14 protein-coding genes are annotated in these 16,111 nt (G+C 66.9%); 9 read left to right on the top strand and 5 right to left on the bottom strand.

What is annotated here, in order from left to right; all coding sequences use genetic code 11:
- Nucleotides 1-7: 7 nt before the first annotated feature.
- Together ACIQ51_RS05370 and ACIQ51_RS05365 are read left to right on the top strand one after the other, a co-directional pair.
- On the top strand, nucleotides 8-952 hold the full coding sequence (locus ACIQ51_RS05370; protein ID WP_396203988.1) for a M20/M25/M40 family metallo-hydrolase: 945 nt from the start codon (nucleotides 8-10) through the stop codon (nucleotides 950-952).
- Between the two features lie 561 nt (nucleotides 953-1,513).
- Complete coding sequence (locus ACIQ51_RS05365) at nucleotides 1,514-3,745, top strand: S9 family peptidase (protein ID WP_396203987.1); 2,232 nt, start codon at nucleotides 1,514-1,516, stop codon at nucleotides 3,743-3,745.
- A gap of 51 nt (nucleotides 3,746-3,796) precedes the next feature.
- On the opposite strand, the gene ACIQ51_RS05360 is transcribed toward ACIQ51_RS05365, so the two are convergent.
- From ACIQ51_RS05360 to ACIQ51_RS05345, 4 genes are read right to left on the bottom strand one after another with little or no spacing between them, the layout of a single operon-like run.
- Nucleotides 3,797-4,462: a hypothetical protein gene (locus tag ACIQ51_RS05360; RefSeq protein WP_396203986.1), complete on the bottom strand. Its 666-nt coding sequence runs from the start codon at nucleotides 4,460-4,462 to the stop codon at nucleotides 3,797-3,799.
- A 32-nt stretch (nucleotides 4,463-4,494) separates the two neighbouring features.
- Nucleotides 4,495-6,894: a penicillin acylase family protein gene (locus tag ACIQ51_RS05355; RefSeq protein ID WP_396203985.1), complete on the bottom strand. Its 2,400-nt coding sequence runs from the start codon at nucleotides 6,892-6,894 to the stop codon at nucleotides 4,495-4,497.
- Nucleotides 6,891-7,883 (bottom strand): NAD(P)H-dependent flavin oxidoreductase, encoded by a 993-nt coding sequence (locus tag ACIQ51_RS05350; protein ID WP_396203984.1) that lies wholly within the window; start codon nucleotides 7,881-7,883, stop codon nucleotides 6,891-6,893. The genes ACIQ51_RS05355 and ACIQ51_RS05350 overlap by 4 nt, the downstream gene beginning before the upstream one ends.
- 29 nt (nucleotides 7,884-7,912) lie before the next feature.
- Nucleotides 7,913-8,404, bottom strand: coding sequence for a hotdog fold domain-containing protein (locus ACIQ51_RS05345; protein WP_396203983.1), 492 nt, complete (start codon nucleotides 8,402-8,404; stop codon nucleotides 7,913-7,915).
- 199 nt (nucleotides 8,405-8,603) lie between these two features.
- Between ACIQ51_RS05345 and ACIQ51_RS05340 the strand changes: the two genes are divergently transcribed.
- The 4 genes from ACIQ51_RS05340 to ACIQ51_RS05325 all read left to right on the top strand — a co-directional run bounded on the left by ACIQ51_RS05340 (nucleotide 8,604) and on the right by ACIQ51_RS05325 (nucleotide 12,551).
- On the top strand, nucleotides 8,604-9,845 hold the full coding sequence (locus ACIQ51_RS05340; RefSeq protein ID WP_396203982.1) for a glycosyltransferase: 1,242 nt from the start codon (nucleotides 8,604-8,606) through the stop codon (nucleotides 9,843-9,845).
- 110 nt (nucleotides 9,846-9,955) lie between these two features.
- On the top strand, nucleotides 9,956-10,426 hold the full coding sequence (locus tag ACIQ51_RS05335) for an RrF2 family transcriptional regulator (RefSeq protein ID WP_396203981.1): 471 nt from the start codon (nucleotides 9,956-9,958) through the stop codon (nucleotides 10,424-10,426).
- Nucleotides 10,427-10,761: 335 nt separating this feature from the next.
- Nucleotides 10,762-11,172, top strand: a complete 411-nt coding sequence (locus tag ACIQ51_RS05330) for a P-II family nitrogen regulator (RefSeq protein ID WP_396204021.1) — start codon at nucleotides 10,762-10,764, stop codon at nucleotides 11,170-11,172.
- A complete protein-coding gene (locus ACIQ51_RS05325; RefSeq protein ID WP_396203980.1) occupies nucleotides 11,172-12,551 on the top strand; it encodes an ammonium transporter in 1,380 nt (459 codons plus the stop codon). The genes ACIQ51_RS05330 and ACIQ51_RS05325 overlap by 1 nt, the downstream gene beginning before the upstream one ends.
- Before the next feature lie 108 nt (nucleotides 12,552-12,659).
- Here the strand turns inward: ACIQ51_RS05325 and ACIQ51_RS05320 are convergent, their stop codons facing one another.
- On the bottom strand, nucleotides 12,660-12,824 hold the full coding sequence (locus tag ACIQ51_RS05320) for a hypothetical protein (RefSeq protein WP_396203979.1): 165 nt from the start codon (nucleotides 12,822-12,824) through the stop codon (nucleotides 12,660-12,662).
- A gap of 202 nt (nucleotides 12,825-13,026) precedes the next feature.
- On the opposite strand from ACIQ51_RS05320, the gene tilS reads away from it, so the two are divergent.
- The 3 genes from tilS to ACIQ51_RS05305 all read left to right on the top strand — a co-directional run.
- The gene (gene tilS, locus ACIQ51_RS05315; RefSeq protein WP_396203977.1) at nucleotides 13,027-14,412 is read left to right on the top strand and encodes a tRNA lysidine(34) synthetase TilS; all 1,386 of its coding nucleotides are present in this window, start codon (nucleotides 13,027-13,029) and stop codon (nucleotides 14,410-14,412) included.
- The gene (gene hpt, locus ACIQ51_RS05310) at nucleotides 14,405-14,980 is read left to right on the top strand and encodes a hypoxanthine phosphoribosyltransferase (protein ID WP_396203976.1); all 576 of its coding nucleotides are present in this window, start codon (nucleotides 14,405-14,407) and stop codon (nucleotides 14,978-14,980) included. Before tilS ends, hpt begins: the two co-directional genes overlap by 8 nt.
- A gap of 24 nt (nucleotides 14,981-15,004) precedes the next feature.
- The coding region (locus ACIQ51_RS05305) for an ATP-dependent metallopeptidase FtsH/Yme1/Tma family protein (protein WP_396203975.1) at nucleotides 15,005-16,111 on the top strand (1,107 nt) is incomplete at its 3' end.

Below are 16,111 nucleotides of genomic sequence, written 5' to 3'. Positions count from 1 at the left end.
GACCAACATGATCGCTTCTCGTATCTCGTTGCTGCTATCAGCTGTACTACTCACGTCATCGCTCCGCGCACAAACGATCCCCGCACCTCAGGACTCGACCACTGCGCGGCTCATGCAGCGGCTCGCGACCTTGTCGGCCGACAGCATGGAAGGGCGCCGCACCGGCACACCCGGTAGCGCACGCGCCCGTGCATGGATCGTGCAGCAGCTCAAGGCCATGGGGGCACGACCGGCCGCTGGCGCGTTCGAGATGCCGTTCATGTTCCGCGGCCGGGGCATGGCGGCGGGCGACAGCGCGGCGGGCGTGAACATCATCGCCCGTATTCCGGGCCGTACACCCGGCGGTCCGGTCCTGGTGATCAGCGCCCACTACGATCATCTCGGTGTGCGCAATGGCGAGGTCTTTAACGGCGCCGACGACGACGCGAGCGGCTGCGTGGCCATTCTCACGATCGCCGAGCGATTGCTGAAGGACCCGCCGCAGCACGACGTGCTCGTGGCCTTCTTCGATGCCGAAGAGATGGGGCTGCAGGGGGCCCGCGCCTTCGTGAATGCGCCGCCGGTGCCGCTCGCCTCAATTGCGGCGAATCTCAATCTGGACATGGTCGCTCGGCAGGATGCGGGCACGCTCTGGGTGTCGGGCACCTCGCATTCCCCGTTCCTCAAGCCGCTCGCCGAAGCGGCCTCGAAGGCGTCGGGGGTGGCGGTGCGCTTCGGACACGACACGAAGGACCTCAAGCCCGGCGACGACTGGACCGGCTCCTCGGATCACGGCGCGTTCCACGGCAAGGGTATCCCGTTCCTGTATCTGGGCGTGGAGGACCACCCTGACTATCACAAGTCGGGCGACGACGCGGCGAAGGTCGATCCCGCCTTCTACCGGAGCAGCGTGGAGTTCGCGGCCGCCCTGGTGCGGCGACTCGACGCGGCAACGGGGACGTTCGCGCGGTAGTTCGCCGGGGGCCTCCGTGCCTCCTCCTCTCCGCGTCGCCATCCCCCCGGAACGACGAAGGGCCGTCTGCATCGCTGCAGAACGGCCCTTCATGATTCCCTGCCGGCTCGAGGATGATCCTGAACCGGATGAACCCGTGTTACCGGGCGCCGATCAGGAGATCGCGTGCCCAGAACGAGCCGGCAAAGGGACTGGAACTAGACAATTGATCACCTCCTCGAGATAGGGTGGGACATCGGGTGTGAACTTCCACCGATTTACTGCCCCGTTCGGTTGGCTCGCCGCTCCGGCTGGCTGCCGGGCACACGCCTCGTTGCGGTTACGCGGCCGCTCCTCCGCGATGCGGATTATGGTATGGCCTGACGCGCGGGAGAGCAATAGAGAATTGCGAAAAATGTCACATTTCTGTTGTTCGGAGGCGCCGTCCGGCGCCCCCCTCTTTCCCGGCCGGGCGTGGCGGCCACCCCCTCGGCGGTGCCCGCCGCATTCCTTCCTTCGGCCGCGTTCGCGAGGCATCGTTCCGTGGTCCGTTGTTTCCCACCTGTACCCCTGCTGCCTCCCATGCACTCCCCCTCCTGCCGTGCGCCGTGGCGCGCCGTCCTTTTCACGGCCCTCGCCCCCGCTCTGATCGCCGCGCCGGCCCTCGCCGACGCCCAGTCGGCGTCTCGCGTCGCCACCACCGGCGCCGCCGCGACCCCGCTGCCCAAGGGCCCGCGCGCCATGATGCTTGGCGACTGGTATCGCGTGGTGAACGTGAGTTCCCCCGCCGTCTCTCCGGACGGCAAGCGCGTGGCCATGACCGTCACGAAGGCGGTCGAAGGCGAGAACCGCCGGCACAGCGAGGTGTGGGTCGTAAACACGGCGGGCGGCGAACCGCAGCGATGGACGTCCCCCAACGCCGAGAGCAGCAACCCGCGCTGGTCGCCCGACGGCAAATACCTCTTCTTCAGCTCTCAGCGGGCCGGCGGCAAGGGCAACAGCTGGGCGATCCGTCTCGACCAGCCCAGCGGCGAAGCTGTACAGGTGGAGACGTATCCGAGTGGGTCGATGCCGGCCGACGGTTCGTTCGCGGTGTTTACCGATGCCGCCACGCCCGCGCCGCAGGTGCCGGCCGGCGATCCGTTCGCGCAGCAGCAGCCCATGGCACGGCCGCCGTTCGACGCCATCACGCGCCCGGCGATGCCGACGCGCTTCGACGGGCGGCATGTGGTGGACATGACCTACAAGAACAATGGCACCGGATTCGTGCCGGGCCGGCGTACGGCGCGGGCGTGGCGTCCGCAGCAGCTGTTCCGGCAGGCGGTGGGCGATACGGCGAAGAAGCAGCTCACCACCGTGGCGTATTCGCACCGCAGTCCGGTGGTCTCCCCCGACGGCCGCTGGATCGCGTTCATCGCCGATGTGAGGCTCCGCGCCGACAGCATGGTGGACATGGAGCGTGATTCGCTCGCCAAGCTGCCGTACGACAAAGTGCGCGACGAGGCGGAGCGGAACGACGCCGATATCTACGTGATCGACGCCAACGGTGGGACGCCGCGCAAGGTCGCCGAGTGGATGGGGGCAGAGTCGGATCTCACCTGGTCGCCTGATGGCAAGCAGCTGGCGTTCATCGGACGTCCGGCGCGCACGAAGAGCGCGCGCGTCTACACGGTCGACGTGGCCGGGGGCCAGCCGCGCAATCTGCTGGGTGACTGGCAGTTCGAGCCGAGCGCGATCGACTGGCTGAAGACCGGTCTCCAGTTCTCCGCCGACATCGGTGGACGATCGGCGGTGCTCAAGGCGGATCTCACCGGCAAGAACGCCCCGAAGGAGCTGGTTGGCGGGCGCCGGCAGATCCGCGGCACGAGCTACGACGCGAGCGGCAAGGTCATGGCGTTCGTGGCCACCAGCATGACGAAGCCCACGGAGCTGTTCGTGGCAAATGGTGATGGTACCGGTGAGCGCAAACTGACCGGCTTCAACGACACGGTGAACGCCGATGTGGTGTGGAGCGACGCGGAGCGCTTCACCTACAAGAGCGTGGGCAACCTCGAGATCGAAGCCTGGTTGATGAAGCCGTACAACTACGAGGCGGGGAAGACGTATCCCATGGTGATCTACATCCATGGCGGCCCGCATTCGGCGTACGGCGAAGGATGGTTCGACGAGTTCCAGAACCTCGCGGCGCAGGGGATGTTCGTGCTCTTCACCAACCCCCGCGGCTCGAGTGGCTACGGCGCCGACTTCACCTACAGCACGCGCGGTCGCTGGGGCATGGAAGACTACGAGGATCTCATGAAGGCCGTGGACATCGTGGCGGCGCGCCCCGATGTGGACAGCACGCGCATGGGGGCCACCGGCGGGTCCTACGGCGGCTTCATGACTACGTGGATCGCCACCAAAACCGATCGCTTCAAGGCCATTGAGACCGATCGTACGATCACCGACTGGACGTACTGGTACGGAGCAAGCGATGCGCAGGGGCTGACCGAGTTCGAATTCTACGGCAAGCCGTGGGACAACCAAGCACTGTACGACACGCTCTCCCCCATCCGCTACGTGCGCAAGGTGAAGACGCCCATGCTGATTGTGCAGAGCGAGGAGGATCACCGCACGCCGATGGGGAGCGCCGAGATCTGGTTCATGTCGCTCAAGAAGCAGGGCGTGCCGGTGGAGCTGGTCCGCTATCCGCGTTCGAACCATGACCTGAGCCGAAGCGGTGAACCGTGGCTGCTGGTGGACCGCCTCGGTCGCCTGCGGCAGTGGTTCGGCTACTGGCTGCTGGGGCAGAAGGTCGGAGCCGCCGCCAACTGAGTGGCGGGCGACGGAAACGGGGGCGCTGCATTGCAGCGCCCCCGTTTTCATTTACACGGCGAAGCAGTAGAACAACCCATTGCCGCCCGTGGCCTGCAGATTCTTCTGACCGCATCCCCGTGACGGGTGAGCAAAGTTCCAGCTGGTGGGGTTGGTGCCACCCCCCTGGCGGTCGTGATGTCCGACCGATGCGCTGCCGGTTTCGGCGTTGCTCGTCCAGTTGCTGCAGGTGCTGTCGCCATCGCCGGGCTGCACACGTCCATCGAGGGTGGAGCCGGTGAGGATGTCGTGCATGTTGGGCTGATCACCGCGCCCGTTGACCACGACGCCCTTCTCGGTGACGCTGTTCTCCTTGCTCAGCTTGTTGCCGTCGCTGTGCAGGTCATCCACGCTGGTGGCGATCACCACGCCCTTCGCATTCTTCCACGGCCCCGTGCCGATACGGTCACGGGCATGGATGGCCTGTGCCCCACCCACGGCCTGCTGGCTCAGGTAGGCGTGCCACGTCTTGCCCTTCACACCCGCGGCGTCCGCGAGGCTGGCGCAATGTCTGTCGGCGCCGGCGAGTCCGCCAAGGTTGGCGCCATCGCCGGGCCCCGCACTCGTGATGAAGAAACTCATGTCCTGCTGGGCGATGAACGACGCGGGCGAAGCCGGTGGCGGCGAGACGACCAGCGATGCCGAAAGCAGCGTAATCGGGAGCGACAGCGTGATCATGTGGCGATCTCCTGGAAGTGAAGGGGACGAAACTACGGGTGCAACACGGTGATACCGGCCGCACGACGCGTCACGGCACCGGCAGAGTAGGGCAGGGGAACGAAGCGGTTGGCCGCCCACAACGGGAACAGATTGGCATAGAAGGCGCTGCGAGGATCGCCGCTTTGCCCGGGAGAATTGGTCACGATCGCGTTATCCCAGTCGCCTACCTCGATGACCACGCGAAGGCTCGCGCCGTGGTTCTGGTTGTCGACATTGGCGGTGGCCAGCAGCGTGTTGCCGTATCCCCCGCGCGGCAGCGGACCGGGGGACAGCACGCGCTGCAGGGAGTCCGTCACCAGCGCGTGCAGCGGATGCGTGATGCGGCTGTGGTGCAACCGCGCGTCACCGTACCGCCATGTGCTCATGTCGTCACCGAACCGCGTGCGCAGATCCTGCAGCGCCTCGCTGAAGGCGCGGGACAGAATGCGGTTGCGGGCCTCCATCGGCTGTTCGCCAAGCAGGCTGTCGGGACGCGTGAGCCACTGCACCGTGCGGGACAGCGGTACGGAGCGGAGGATGGGGCGTACGGCGGGCGGCAGGGCCAGGTCGGCCGTCTGCGTGGCCAGCTTCCGCTCCCACGCCACGTAGATCGCCGCCGCGCGCGATTCGGCCGTGAGGGTATGGTCCCACGCCAGGAGCGTGTCACGTGCCGCTTTCGCCACGGGCGAGGTGAGCTCGAGGCCGCTGAGCAGCGGTACGAGGGCGCGGGCGGGAAGCGACACGGCATCGTGCTGCAGGGCACCACTGCTCGCCACCGTCGCCTGGCGTGTCGTATCGAGGACCTGCTGCAGGCGATCGTGCCGGAACGGGTCCGACCACGTGCGCGCGAGCGCGTCGAACCGCGCGTATGTCGGCGCCACGTTGAATGCGTTGGCGGTTCCCACGAAGCCCCGTGCCGGATTGGTCTCGCTCGGGAGCTCCGGAATGGGGAGCAGTCCGCGCCACTCGAAGCGTCCGTCGCCTGGCACCGGCATGAGCCCGTCCCACGATGGCCGGACCGGCGCGGCGCCGGCCGTCTGCCAGCCGATCGTGCCACTGGTGTCGGCCCAGATCCAGTTGAGTGCGGGCATGCGCGCGTACGAGAGTGCGGCGCGAGCCTCGCTCCAGGTGCGCGCCTGATCGAGGCGAAGGCTCGCGAGATAGGGGGCGCCGCCCACCTCCAGCCAGCCGGCCCGGAGTGCCACTGCCATGTGCCGCGTGCTGTCTACGTACAACACCGGGCCGTGTCGCGTGTACTGCAGCGCGACCGTCTGCGTGGCGCCACCCTTCACGCGCACACGGTCACGCACCGTCTCGAACGCCACGAACGCCCCACGGTACCGATAGGACGCATTGGCGGCGTCGAGTTCGTACACGTAGAGGTCTTCGCTGTCGATGCCGAAGATCGTGAGCCCCCACGCCGCATGCGGGTTGTGCCCGATCGCCACGCCGGGGATACCGGGCTCGCCGCCGCCGATCACGTCCCATCCCGGCGCCTTGAGGTGTACGAGATAGCGCAGGGAGGGTACCGTGATGGCGCGGTGCGGATCGTTCGCCACGATCGGGCGTCCGCTGGCCGTGCGCTGGCCGCTGATCACCCAATTGTTGCTCTCCCAGCGGTCGGCCTCACGCTCGACGGTGCTGTCGGCCCCACCAGCGCGACGCCACAGCGGTGAGAGTTCGTTGCTACGAAACGACGGGGCGTTGCGCGAGCCGCTGTAGTCGGTAAGCAGCTGCGCGTCGGTGGCAGTGCCCACGAGCCTTGCCACCAGTGAATCGAGTGACAGGCGCACGGTGGCAGGCTCGAAGTTGCGGCGGCGCGTAACCGCCTCGCCGCCGATGGCGCGCACGGCTCTGGCAAGGTTCGCTTCGTCGCTCGCGTTGCTGGCGAGGGCGTTGTGTCGCGACACCACGACGGCGGGGGTCCACCTGCCCGGGGTGATGCCAAGCGCAGCAAGGTCCGGGGGCATGAGTGAGGGATCCGCTTGGACCCGCGCCACCCAGGCATTGATGCCGTCCACGAACGCCTGAATGATCGTCTCGCCGCGCGGATGATAGTGCGCGAGTTCCGCCTTCATGCTACCTCGGTAGCGCATGAGTCGCGCTGCGCGATCGCGGGCGACCCATCGCGGACCCAGCGCCTCAGCCATCGTGCCCGTGGCCTGTCGTCGCCAGAGCTCCAATTGAAACAGGCGATCGCGAGCCGCGCTGTACCCCTGTGCGAAGAACAGGTCGTGTTCGTTCTGCGCCTCGATGTGCACGATGCCGGCACTGTCGCGGGTCAGCGTCACCCGTGCCTGCACCCCGGTGGTGCGGAGCATCTCCTCGGCGCCCTGCGCCGACACTGTACCGGGGGGAACGGACAGGCCGGTCGCAGCGGCGGCGGCGAACAACAGCGCGATCGATTTCATGATGATATGTGCGGAGTGTCCATAAGCAGCGCGGCGGCGAAGTCGGCCACGATGTCACCGGCCGCGCGAATGTCGTGAATGGCATCGACGCTGCGCCCGGCCTGCCAGTAGTCGCTGTTCGCCCCCTCCACACTCGACTGCTTGAGCTGGCGCAGCGATCGCAGGGCATACCAGGTACGGATCCAGTGCTTGGTCTTGCGACCACGGAACATCATGCGGGCAAACGGCCCCACCGTGGTACCGAGGCGCTCCACGTAGGGGGTGCGCAGCACCGACACGGGGACGCCCGTGAGTCGCTCGGTGAGAACCACGTCTTTCGACGAGGCACGCACGATGGCCTCCTTGTACCGGGCGTCGGAGTTGCACTCCGTCGTAGCGATGAAGCGAGTGCCCAGCTGCACGCCAGCGTAGCCCGTGTCGAGCAGCGCACGGAACTGCGCGGCCTCACCCACGCCGCCCGCGGCCACGACCGGCAAGCCAAGGTCACTCACCTCCTCGAGCAAGGCGCGTGCATCCCGTGATCCGGTGTGGCCACCGGCCTCGCGATTGACGGCCACGAATCCGTCGACGCCACCGTCGCGCCCCTTGAGCGCCCACTTCTTTTCGGTGATGTCGTGGTACACCACGCCGCCAGCCGCATGCACCCGATCGCACACCCAGCGTGGATTGCCAAGGGACGTGAGGAAAAAGCGCACGCCTTCCTCCAGTGCCGTCTCCACCCAGCGCACCATGCGGTTGTGATAGGTCTTGCTGCTCGCCTCGATCAACGCGTTGAAGCCGATCGGGGCCCCGCCGCTGAGGGCATGGATACGACGCAGCCCCTCGCGAAACTCGTAGCCGTGCACATAGGTGAGGGCAATCGGCTGCACGATGCCGAGGCCTCCGGCCTTGCTTACCGCCGCCACCAGTTCCGGATTGCTGCACGGGTACATCGGTCCGCAGATGAGCGGCACGCGAATGTGCGCATGGCGGGTCAGGGGCGTGTCCACTACAGGACGATCGGAGGTCGACGACCGCGTCATGCGCTCACCGGTGGGGAAAGGCGCCAATGTACGGTGCACCGCGAGACCACGTCGCCAGCGACGTCGGTGATGATCGCCACCACGTCGTGCGTGCACGGCTCGCTCACGTCGAGCGGTGCCTCGGCGTGCGTTTCACACACCAGCAGGCCGCGGGCCTTCTTCACGTATTCGATCGAAAGCCCGGTCACGATGCCGCGCACACCCGCAGGCAGGGCCGTGAGCAGCGCGACGCCACTCGTCATCTCCGCGAGATTCACCAGCGCCACCGCGTGGACCGAGGCCAGATGGTTGCGCACGGCCCGGTGGTCACGCAACTCCACCCGAGCGTATCCGGCGCGCACGTGCGTATACACCCCACCGACCGAGCCGGTGTAGGGGGCGGTCCGTCCCACGGCCCAGCTGAACAGGCGCTTGCCAAATGGGAGGCGGGAGAGACGGTGCCAGTTGGCAAGCAGCTGGCGTCCGGGGGAGGGATTGGCGGTGGGCACGGAGAGTCGCAGGTGAGGAATGGTACGCAGAGGCTACCTGTCGGCTGGCAAACCCGCCACCTTGGCCGGGACCGTTCCGGGACCCTCTATCTTGCAGGCGTCACCGATTTCTGGCGGAACCGGACGGGGCTGGCGCCGAGTTTACTCACGTGGCCCCCATCCAGGCCACAGACCGTTTGGACTTCTCTCCTGGTACGCGATGGCGCCGGCTCACCTGTTCAATGTCTCTGACCTTGCCGCCGCGCACCCGCTCGGCACCGTCAGCCCCGTTGGCGTGCTGCTGCTGGCGCTCCAGGCCTGGCTGTTGCTCGTGCTGCTCGTCCGGCTCATGCCCGGGTACTCACGTCGCCCGCCGATCGCGCCACGAACCGTGCCGCGCCGCGATACGAGGGTCTCGGTGATCGTGACCACCTTGAATGAGGTCACGCGCGTGGGTCCCTGTCTCGAAGGGCTCATGCAGCAGCAGGAGCCGATGCTCGAGGTGCTTGTGGTGGACAGTCGGTCCACCGACGGGACCCGCGAACTGGTGGAGGCCGCCTCACGCCGTGATCCGCGTATCCGTCTCGTCACCGATGATCCGCTGCCCCCTGGGTGGGTGGGCAAGGTCTGGGCCCTCGAGAACGGGCTGCGCGAGGCCCAGGGCGAGTGGGTCCTCGGAATCGACGCCGACACCGTGCCGGCGCCGGGGTTGGTCGGCGCCGTGATCGACGCCGTCGAGCAGGATGGCTACGACGTGGCCAGCTTCTCGCCGCAGTTCCGCGACCAGACCCCCGCCGAGCGCTTCGTGCAGCCCGCCATGCTCGTGACCTTGGTGTATCGCTGCGGAGCCGCCGGCGCCACGCAGCCGCCGCCGGACCGAGTGCTGGCCAACGGGCAGTGCTTCATCGCACGCCGCGACCTGCTGGTACAGTACGGCGGCTACGCGCCGGCCCGTGCCTCGTGGTGCGACGATGTCACGCTCGCGCGGCACCTCGCCGCCAACGGCGCGCGGGTGGGGTTCCTCGACGGCTCGAACATCATTCAGGTGCGCTCGTACGCCTCCCTTGCGGAGATGTGGCGGGAGTGGGGGCGCAGTTTCGATCTGAAGGATGCCACGCCCTTGTGGCGACGCTGGCTGGACGTGGCCATGGTGTGGGCGGTGCAGGCTCTCCCACTGCCGCTGTTGTTGATTGTGGGAAGCCTGATGGCCACCGGATCGGTGCAGCTCAGCGGCGCCCCGAACGCGATCCTCTGGCAGGCGCTGCTGGTTGTGAACGGCTCGGCGCTGTTCATCCGGCTGTTCATGCTGTGGGCCCTGCGCGGCTGCTATGCCGAACGCGGATGGAGCTTCTGGTGCTCATGGCTCTCCGACATCGCCGCAGCGTGGCGTCTTACGCTGAGCACCGCCCGGCGCCCCAAGGCGTGGCGCGGGCGACAGTTCTCAGAGCTGGCCGCGTCATAACCCGGCCGGGCCACGCGGACCGAGCGCGTCGCCGAATTGCTAAAGACGGGAAATAGATACGTGTTTTTGAGGTGCAAGCGGCGAGCGCGACCGTACTGCACATTTACCCCATGCGACTCACCCGATTCAGCGACAACGCCCTGCGTTGTCTCATGGTCCTAGGACTTGAGCCCGATCAGTGCATTACGGTGCATGCCATCGCGATGCGCATGAACATGTCGTACGAGCATCTCGTCAAAATCGTCCAGCGATTGGCTGAGCTCGGTTATGTCGAAACGGTACGCGGCCGTAATGGCGGAGTGCGCTTGGCGCGTGCCGCCGACACCATCAAGCTCGGCGAGCTCGTTCGAAAGACTGAAGAGAATCTGACGTTAGTGGAATGTTTCGACATGGCCACCAACACGTGTCCGATCGCCCCGGTGTGCACCCTCTCTGGTGTGCTCGAGCAGGCGTTGGATGCGTTTCTGGCGGTACTCGACAGCAGGACGCTCGCCGATGCGATTGGCCCGCGTGAGCAGCTCATTCCGCTCCTTCGGCACCACACGATCGTGGCGCGGGCGCCTGAGTCGCTCAGTGCCTGACGACGGGTAGGTCCGGGGCCTCGCCTGGTATCGATCAACGGTGCAAACAGGTGGGTGAGGCGCCCTTGAGTGTATGCAGAGGGCACGAAGACGCGTGGTCTTCGTGCCCTTCGTGTTTGCCACGGGATCGTGTCCCAGGTCACTGGGGTTCGGATAACGTTCGGGGCGACGTCTCTACTCGTCGTGGCGTCCCTGGATTCGTGCGGTGAGGGCACTTTCTGCGAGGCGTCTGGCGTTGACCATCTGCCTTACTGATGTGAGTGCCTCCGCTTCTCTGCGTGTCAGGCAGAGATGCGGTCGCGGCAGCTTCTGTTCGCCCTATGCCAGCCCTTCGCATGAAGCTCATCGTCGCCATCATCCGCCCCGAGAAGCTCGCCGACGTAAAGCGTGCCCTCTTTCAGGTTGGGGTCACCGGCATGACCCTCTCCCGTGTGAGCGGACACGGCGGTGAGCGGGACGTGGTGCAGCAGTACCGCGGCGAATCCGTGGTGCTGGAGTTCCACGAAAAGGTGCGGATCGAAATGGCCTGCTCCGAGGCATTCGTCGAGCGCACCATTCAGGCAATCTGCGACGGGGCCCGAACCGGCGACGTGGGTGATGGCAAGATCTTCGTCCTGCCCCTCGAGCGCACCGTGCGCATCCGGACCGGTGAGCGCGACAATGAGGCATTGACTGCCATCAACGCGGACGAAGTCATGTGGCAGACGCAGCTCGAGATGCGCGTGCCAACGCTGGGAGATCGCTGATGTCATTCCTCCCCTCGCTGCGCGCGCTCCCGCTGCTGCTCGTTGCTCAGGAGCCCGCCACCTCCACCATCTCGGCCGGTGACACGGCGTGGGTGCTCATGAGCACCGCCCTCGTGCTGCTCATGGTCCCGGGCCTCGCGTTCTTTTACGGTGGGCTCGTGCGCACCAAGAGCGCGCTCAATACCATGCTGATGAGCCTCGCCGCGCTTGCGGTGGTTACGGTGCAGTGGGTCCTTTTCGGCTACAGCCTTGCCTTCGGACCCGGCTCGTCGTGGATTGGCGGCTTTGCTCACGTGGGCTTCGCAGGGGTGACCGCCGCGGCGAACCCCACGTATTCGGCGCTGCTGCCACATCTGTTGTTTGCCGCCTTCCAGGCCATGTTTGCCGGCATCACCGTCGCGCTCTTCTCCGGTGCCGTAATCGACCGCATGCGCTTTGTGGCGTACCTGGTGTTCGGGGTGATCTGGACCACGATCATCTATGATCCGCTGGCGCATTGGGTCTGGGGTGACGGTGGCTGGCTGCGCCAGCTTGGCGCCCTCGATTTCGCCGGCGGGACGGTGGTGCACATCAGCGCCGGCACCACGGCCGTGGTGCTCGCGATGTTCCTCGGCCCCCGGCGCGACTTCAAGCGCATTCCCAATGTGCCGCACAACGTGCCGTTTGCGCTGCTCGGGGCCGGTCTCCTCTGGTTCGGCTGGTTCGGCTTCAATGCCGGCTCCGCACTCGCCGCTGACGGCATTGCCGCCAATGCGCTCGTGACTACGCATGCCGCCGCCGCCGCGGCCATGGTCGCGTGGGTGATCATGGAACTCGTGAAGGGGGGGCGTGCCACTGCCGTCGGGGCTGCCACCGGAGCTGTGGTGGGGCTAGTGGCGATCACGCCCGCCGCCGGCTTCGTGACGCCGATTTCGGCGATCATGATGGGCGTGCTCGCGGCCCCGTTCTCATTCTTCGCACTGCACTATCGCCCGAAGACGCGCCTCGACGATACGCTCGACGTGTTCGCCTGTCACGGCGTGGCCGGCATCATGGGCGCCGTACTCACCGGGGTCTTTGCGTCGAAGGCCGTGAACCCGATCGGTGCCGATGGACTGCTGCACGGCAACCCGTCGCTCATCGGTGTGCAGCTGCTCGCCGTCATCGCCACGATCGCCTTCGCCGCGATCGCCAGCACGGTGATTCTGGTGGCGCTCAATGCGATCATGCCGCTGCGCGTGCCCGTCGATGTGGAGGTGCAGGGGATCGACATCGCCGAACATGGCGAAGAAGCCTACCATGGCGGTGACCTCTCCGATCTCACCGGCCGCAAGACGGCGCTCGGCGACGCCGTGGTGCTGAGCGCGACGGAGCTCAAGGGGATGCCGCGCGTGGCGTGAGGCGGCCCGCTCTCCGAAGCCGCGTCCTTACGGGGACGCGCACGTCGGCGACGGAACGCAGAAGGCCCGCTCGAAGAGCGGGCCTTCTGCTATATCGGGACGCGCAGGTTACGACTCGAAGCCGCCCTGCTTCTGCTTGAGCCACGTCAGCGGGATCACGAACAGCGGCGACAGGAACAGCCCGAGCAGGATGTTGATCCAGGTGAGCGCCATGTAGTAGGCGGTCATCCCGAACGATGCCCAGATGGTGCCGAGGGTGCCGTGATATTCCACTGAGGTTCTCCGATGACGATAAACGGCGACGCGGTGCGCCCGAACACGACAAGGCTAGTCGAGTCCGGGCGGCGGTGGTAGGGGGCAGGGCCCAAAGGCAAGACCCGAAGGCGAGGCACCGCGCCACGGCCGTGGCCCCACGGATGGGGCTGGATCAGCCGGCACGGTTGACGATGGCGGGGCCTCGACGCTTTGCTTCGGAATGGTCCGCGACACCGCCGAGTTCCCGGAGATCTTTCCCGGCGACTACCCCTCCGATGACATCCCTCCCGGCGAGCTCCTTCGCGCCGTGCTCGAGGTCGCGCTGGCCGCGGTGCCGGGACAGCTGGTACTGGCCGTGTCGGGGGGGCGCGATTCCATGGCGCTGCTGCACGCGATGGCGCGCTGGGCGCCCGAGCGAATCGCGGCGGTGGCCACCTTCGACCACGCCACGGGCGTGTACGCCACCGATGCCTGCAGTCTCGTGGCCGCCGAGGCGCGGCGGCTCGGGGTGACGGTGGTGCGCGAGCGGGCGCGCACGGTCGGTACCAGTGAGGCCGCCTGGCGGGATGCCCGCTGGAGCTTCCTGCGGCGGGTGGCGCGCGGCTTCCGCGCCCAGGTGGCCACGGCGCACACGCGCGACGATCAGCTTGAAACGATCCTGATGCGGGCGTTGCGCGGCAGCGGTGCACGTGGACTGGCCGCGCTCGCGGCGCCGTCGCCGGTGGTGCGCCCTTGGCTCCGCGTGTCGCGCGGTGAGTTGGCCCGCTGGGTGGACACTGAGCAGCTGCCGTATCGCGAGGATCCCATGAACGCCTCCCTCGAGTTCCTGCGTGGCCGCGTTCGCCACCAGCTGCTCCCCACGCTCGAAGCGGCGTCGCCGGGCTTCGGCGCCGACCTGCTGGCCATGGGAGAGCGCGCGGCGGCCTGGCGGCGTGATGTGGAGCGGTGGCTCGATGCCAGCGGCGTGATCGTCAACGGGGAAGGGACCCGCTGCAGCCTCCCGGCGCGCCTGCTTGAGCAGACCACCGTCGAGGGGCGGGCGGTGATCTGGCCGGCGCTTTGTGCCCGTGCCGGGGTGACCCTCGACGCGCACGGAACCCGCGCGGCCGTCCGGTTTACCACCACCAATCGCCGTGGCGCCCACATCACGTTGGCCGGCGGCGCGACCGTCGAGCGGCGTTGCGACTCCCGGGGTGACGTGTTCGATGTGCGCCGCGCCGGCGGTCAGGGGACAGCATGGCCGGTGCATGCGGGACCCTCTGACGCGCTGCCTCCCCGATTTGGGCGGTGGCGCTGCCGTCGTCTTGGTGTGGAACCGCTCGCCAACGATCCGTGGACGATCGGGTTACCGGCGGGGGTACCCGTCGTCGTTCGCCCGTGGGCCGAGGGCGATCGCATCAAAACGGCGGGGGCACCAGCAGGGAGGCGGGTGACTCGATACTTTTCGGAGAACCGGGTGGCCGTGCTCGATCGACCATCGTGGCCCGTCGTGCTCGTAGACGATGAGCCGTTCTGGATTCCCGGAATTTGCCGCGGTCTTGCGGCGCCGTCCCGGCCCGGAAGGCCGGATCTGATCTGGTACCGGTGTGAGCGCGAGTTTGACTGAGCATTCAGGGGCGACTTCTGCAGGAGCGGCCGCGGATCCGCGGCTCGACGGGCGCGCCGTCAAGCGCATCGCTTTCGATGCGCCCGACATCGCGCAGCGCGTTCAGGAGCTTGGCGCGGCCATCACGGCGGCCTACCCCGAAGGCGACCTCCTGGTGCTGGGGCTGCTCAAGGGCAGCTTCATCTTCCTGAGCGACCTCGTGCGCCACATTGCACGCCCCTTGCAGGTGGACTTTCTCGTCGCCTCATCCTACGGCAATGCCATGGAGTCCAGCGGCGTGGTGCGTCTGCTGTACGATCCGGAAACGGAACTGGAAGGCAAACACATTCTTCTCGTCGAGGACATCGTCGACTCGGGTCGTACGCTCAACCGGCTCATGCACCTGCTTGGTGAGCGGAAGCCCAAGTCCCTGGAAATCTGTGCGTTGCTGCACAAGCACATCGCCACCGAGCTCCACCACCCCACGCGGTTCATCGGGTTCGATGCGCCGCATGAATTCCTGGTCGGCTACGGACTGGATCATGCCGAGGACTTCCGGCATCTCCCGTACGTGGCCAGCCTGCAGTAAGGCGGTCACCCTATGGCACCAAACATGACGCCCTCGCCGAAGAAGCCCACCAACTGGGGCCGGATTTCCAAGACGGTTTCGTTCTGGATCCTCGTTCTGCTCATCCCGGTGGCCTTCCTCTCCTACGGCAACGGTCGCGAAGCGGCCGCACCGGAAATCGGCTACTCCGATTACCGCCAGCAGCTGGCCGCCGGCAACATCAAGTCGGCCACCTTCACCGACAATGTCCTGTCGGGGCAGTTCAATCAGGAAGTCCGCATCGCCAACCGCCCCGCGAAGAAGTTCACGGTGCGGCTGGTCAACGGCATCGCCCCCAAGGAGCAGGAAGATCTCTACAAGGCCGGCGTGAAGACCGCCGCCGCCGAGCCGCGCGCGAATTTCGGCAGCCTGCTCGTCACGATGCTGCCGTACATTCTGCTCATCGGCTTCTGGATCTTCCTGTTCCGCCAAATGCAGTCCGGTGGCAACAAGGCGTTCTCGTTCGGCAAGTCCAAAGCGAAGCTGCTGAGCGGCGATACGCCTAAGGTCACCTTTGCCGACGTGGCCGGTGCCGATGAGGCCAAGGTCGAGCTGCAGGAAATCATCGAGTTCCTCAAGGACCCCCAGAAGTTCACGAAGCTCGGCGGTCGCCTGCCCAAGGGCGCGTTGCTCGTGGGCCCCCCGGGTACTGGCAAGACGCTGCTCGCCAAAGCCGTGGCCGGCGAGGCAGGGCGCCCGTTCTTCAGCATGTCAGGTTCCGACTTCGTCGAGATGTTCGTTGGGGTGGGCGCGTCGCGCGTGCGCGACCTGTTTGAGCAGGGCAAGGCGCACGCGCCCTGCATCATCTTCATCGACGAAATCGATGCCGTCGGTCGTCATCGCGGCGCTGGTCTTGGCGGCGGACACGACGAGCGCGAGCAGACGCTCAATCAGCTCCTCGTGGAGATGGACGGCTTCGAGTCCAACGACGGCGTTATCCTCATCGCCGCCACCAACCGTCCCGACGTGCTCGATCCCGCGCTGCTACGACCGGGTCGCTTCGACCGCCAGATCGTGGTCGACGCGCCGGACCTCCGTGGCCGCGAGGGCATTCTCAAGGTGCACCTGCGCAACAAGCCCATTGCCGACGACGTGAGTGTGACCTCGCTCGCG

The sequence above is a fragment of the Gemmatimonas sp. genome, from assembly GCF_044344655.1.
Lineage (GTDB): Bacteria > Gemmatimonadota > Gemmatimonadetes > Gemmatimonadales > Gemmatimonadaceae > Gemmatimonas.
Note: the sequence above shows the minus strand (reverse complement) of the source record. Positions and strands in the feature narration are given on the sequence as shown.

What these genes read in the sequence shown, in the direction of transcription:
- ACIQ51_RS05370 (WP_396203988.1), top strand. Translation starts at nt 8, where the DNA reads ATGATCGCTTCTCGTATCTCGTTGCTGCTATCAGCTGTACTACTCACG.
- ACIQ51_RS05365 (WP_396203987.1), top strand. Translation starts at nt 1,514, where the DNA reads ATGCACTCCCCCTCCTGCCGTGCGCCGTGGCGCGCCGTCCTTTTCACG.
- ACIQ51_RS05360 (WP_396203986.1), bottom strand. Translation starts at nt 4,462, where the DNA reads ATGATCACGCTGTCGCTCCCGATTACGCTGCTTTCGGCATCGCTGGTC.
- ACIQ51_RS05355 (WP_396203985.1), bottom strand. Translation starts at nt 6,894, where the DNA reads ATGAAATCGATCGCGCTGTTGTTCGCCGCCGCCGCTGCGACCGGCCTG.
- ACIQ51_RS05340 (WP_396203982.1), top strand. Translation starts at nt 8,604, where the DNA reads ATGGCGCCGGCTCACCTGTTCAATGTCTCTGACCTTGCCGCCGCGCAC.
- ACIQ51_RS05335 (WP_396203981.1), top strand. Translation starts at nt 9,956, where the DNA reads ATGCGACTCACCCGATTCAGCGACAACGCCCTGCGTTGTCTCATGGTC.
- ACIQ51_RS05330 (WP_396204021.1), top strand. Translation starts at nt 10,762, where the DNA reads ATGAAGCTCATCGTCGCCATCATCCGCCCCGAGAAGCTCGCCGACGTA.
- ACIQ51_RS05325 (WP_396203980.1), top strand. Translation starts at nt 11,172, where the DNA reads ATGTCATTCCTCCCCTCGCTGCGCGCGCTCCCGCTGCTGCTCGTTGCT.
- tilS (WP_396203977.1), top strand. Translation starts at nt 13,027, where the DNA reads ATGGTCCGCGACACCGCCGAGTTCCCGGAGATCTTTCCCGGCGACTAC.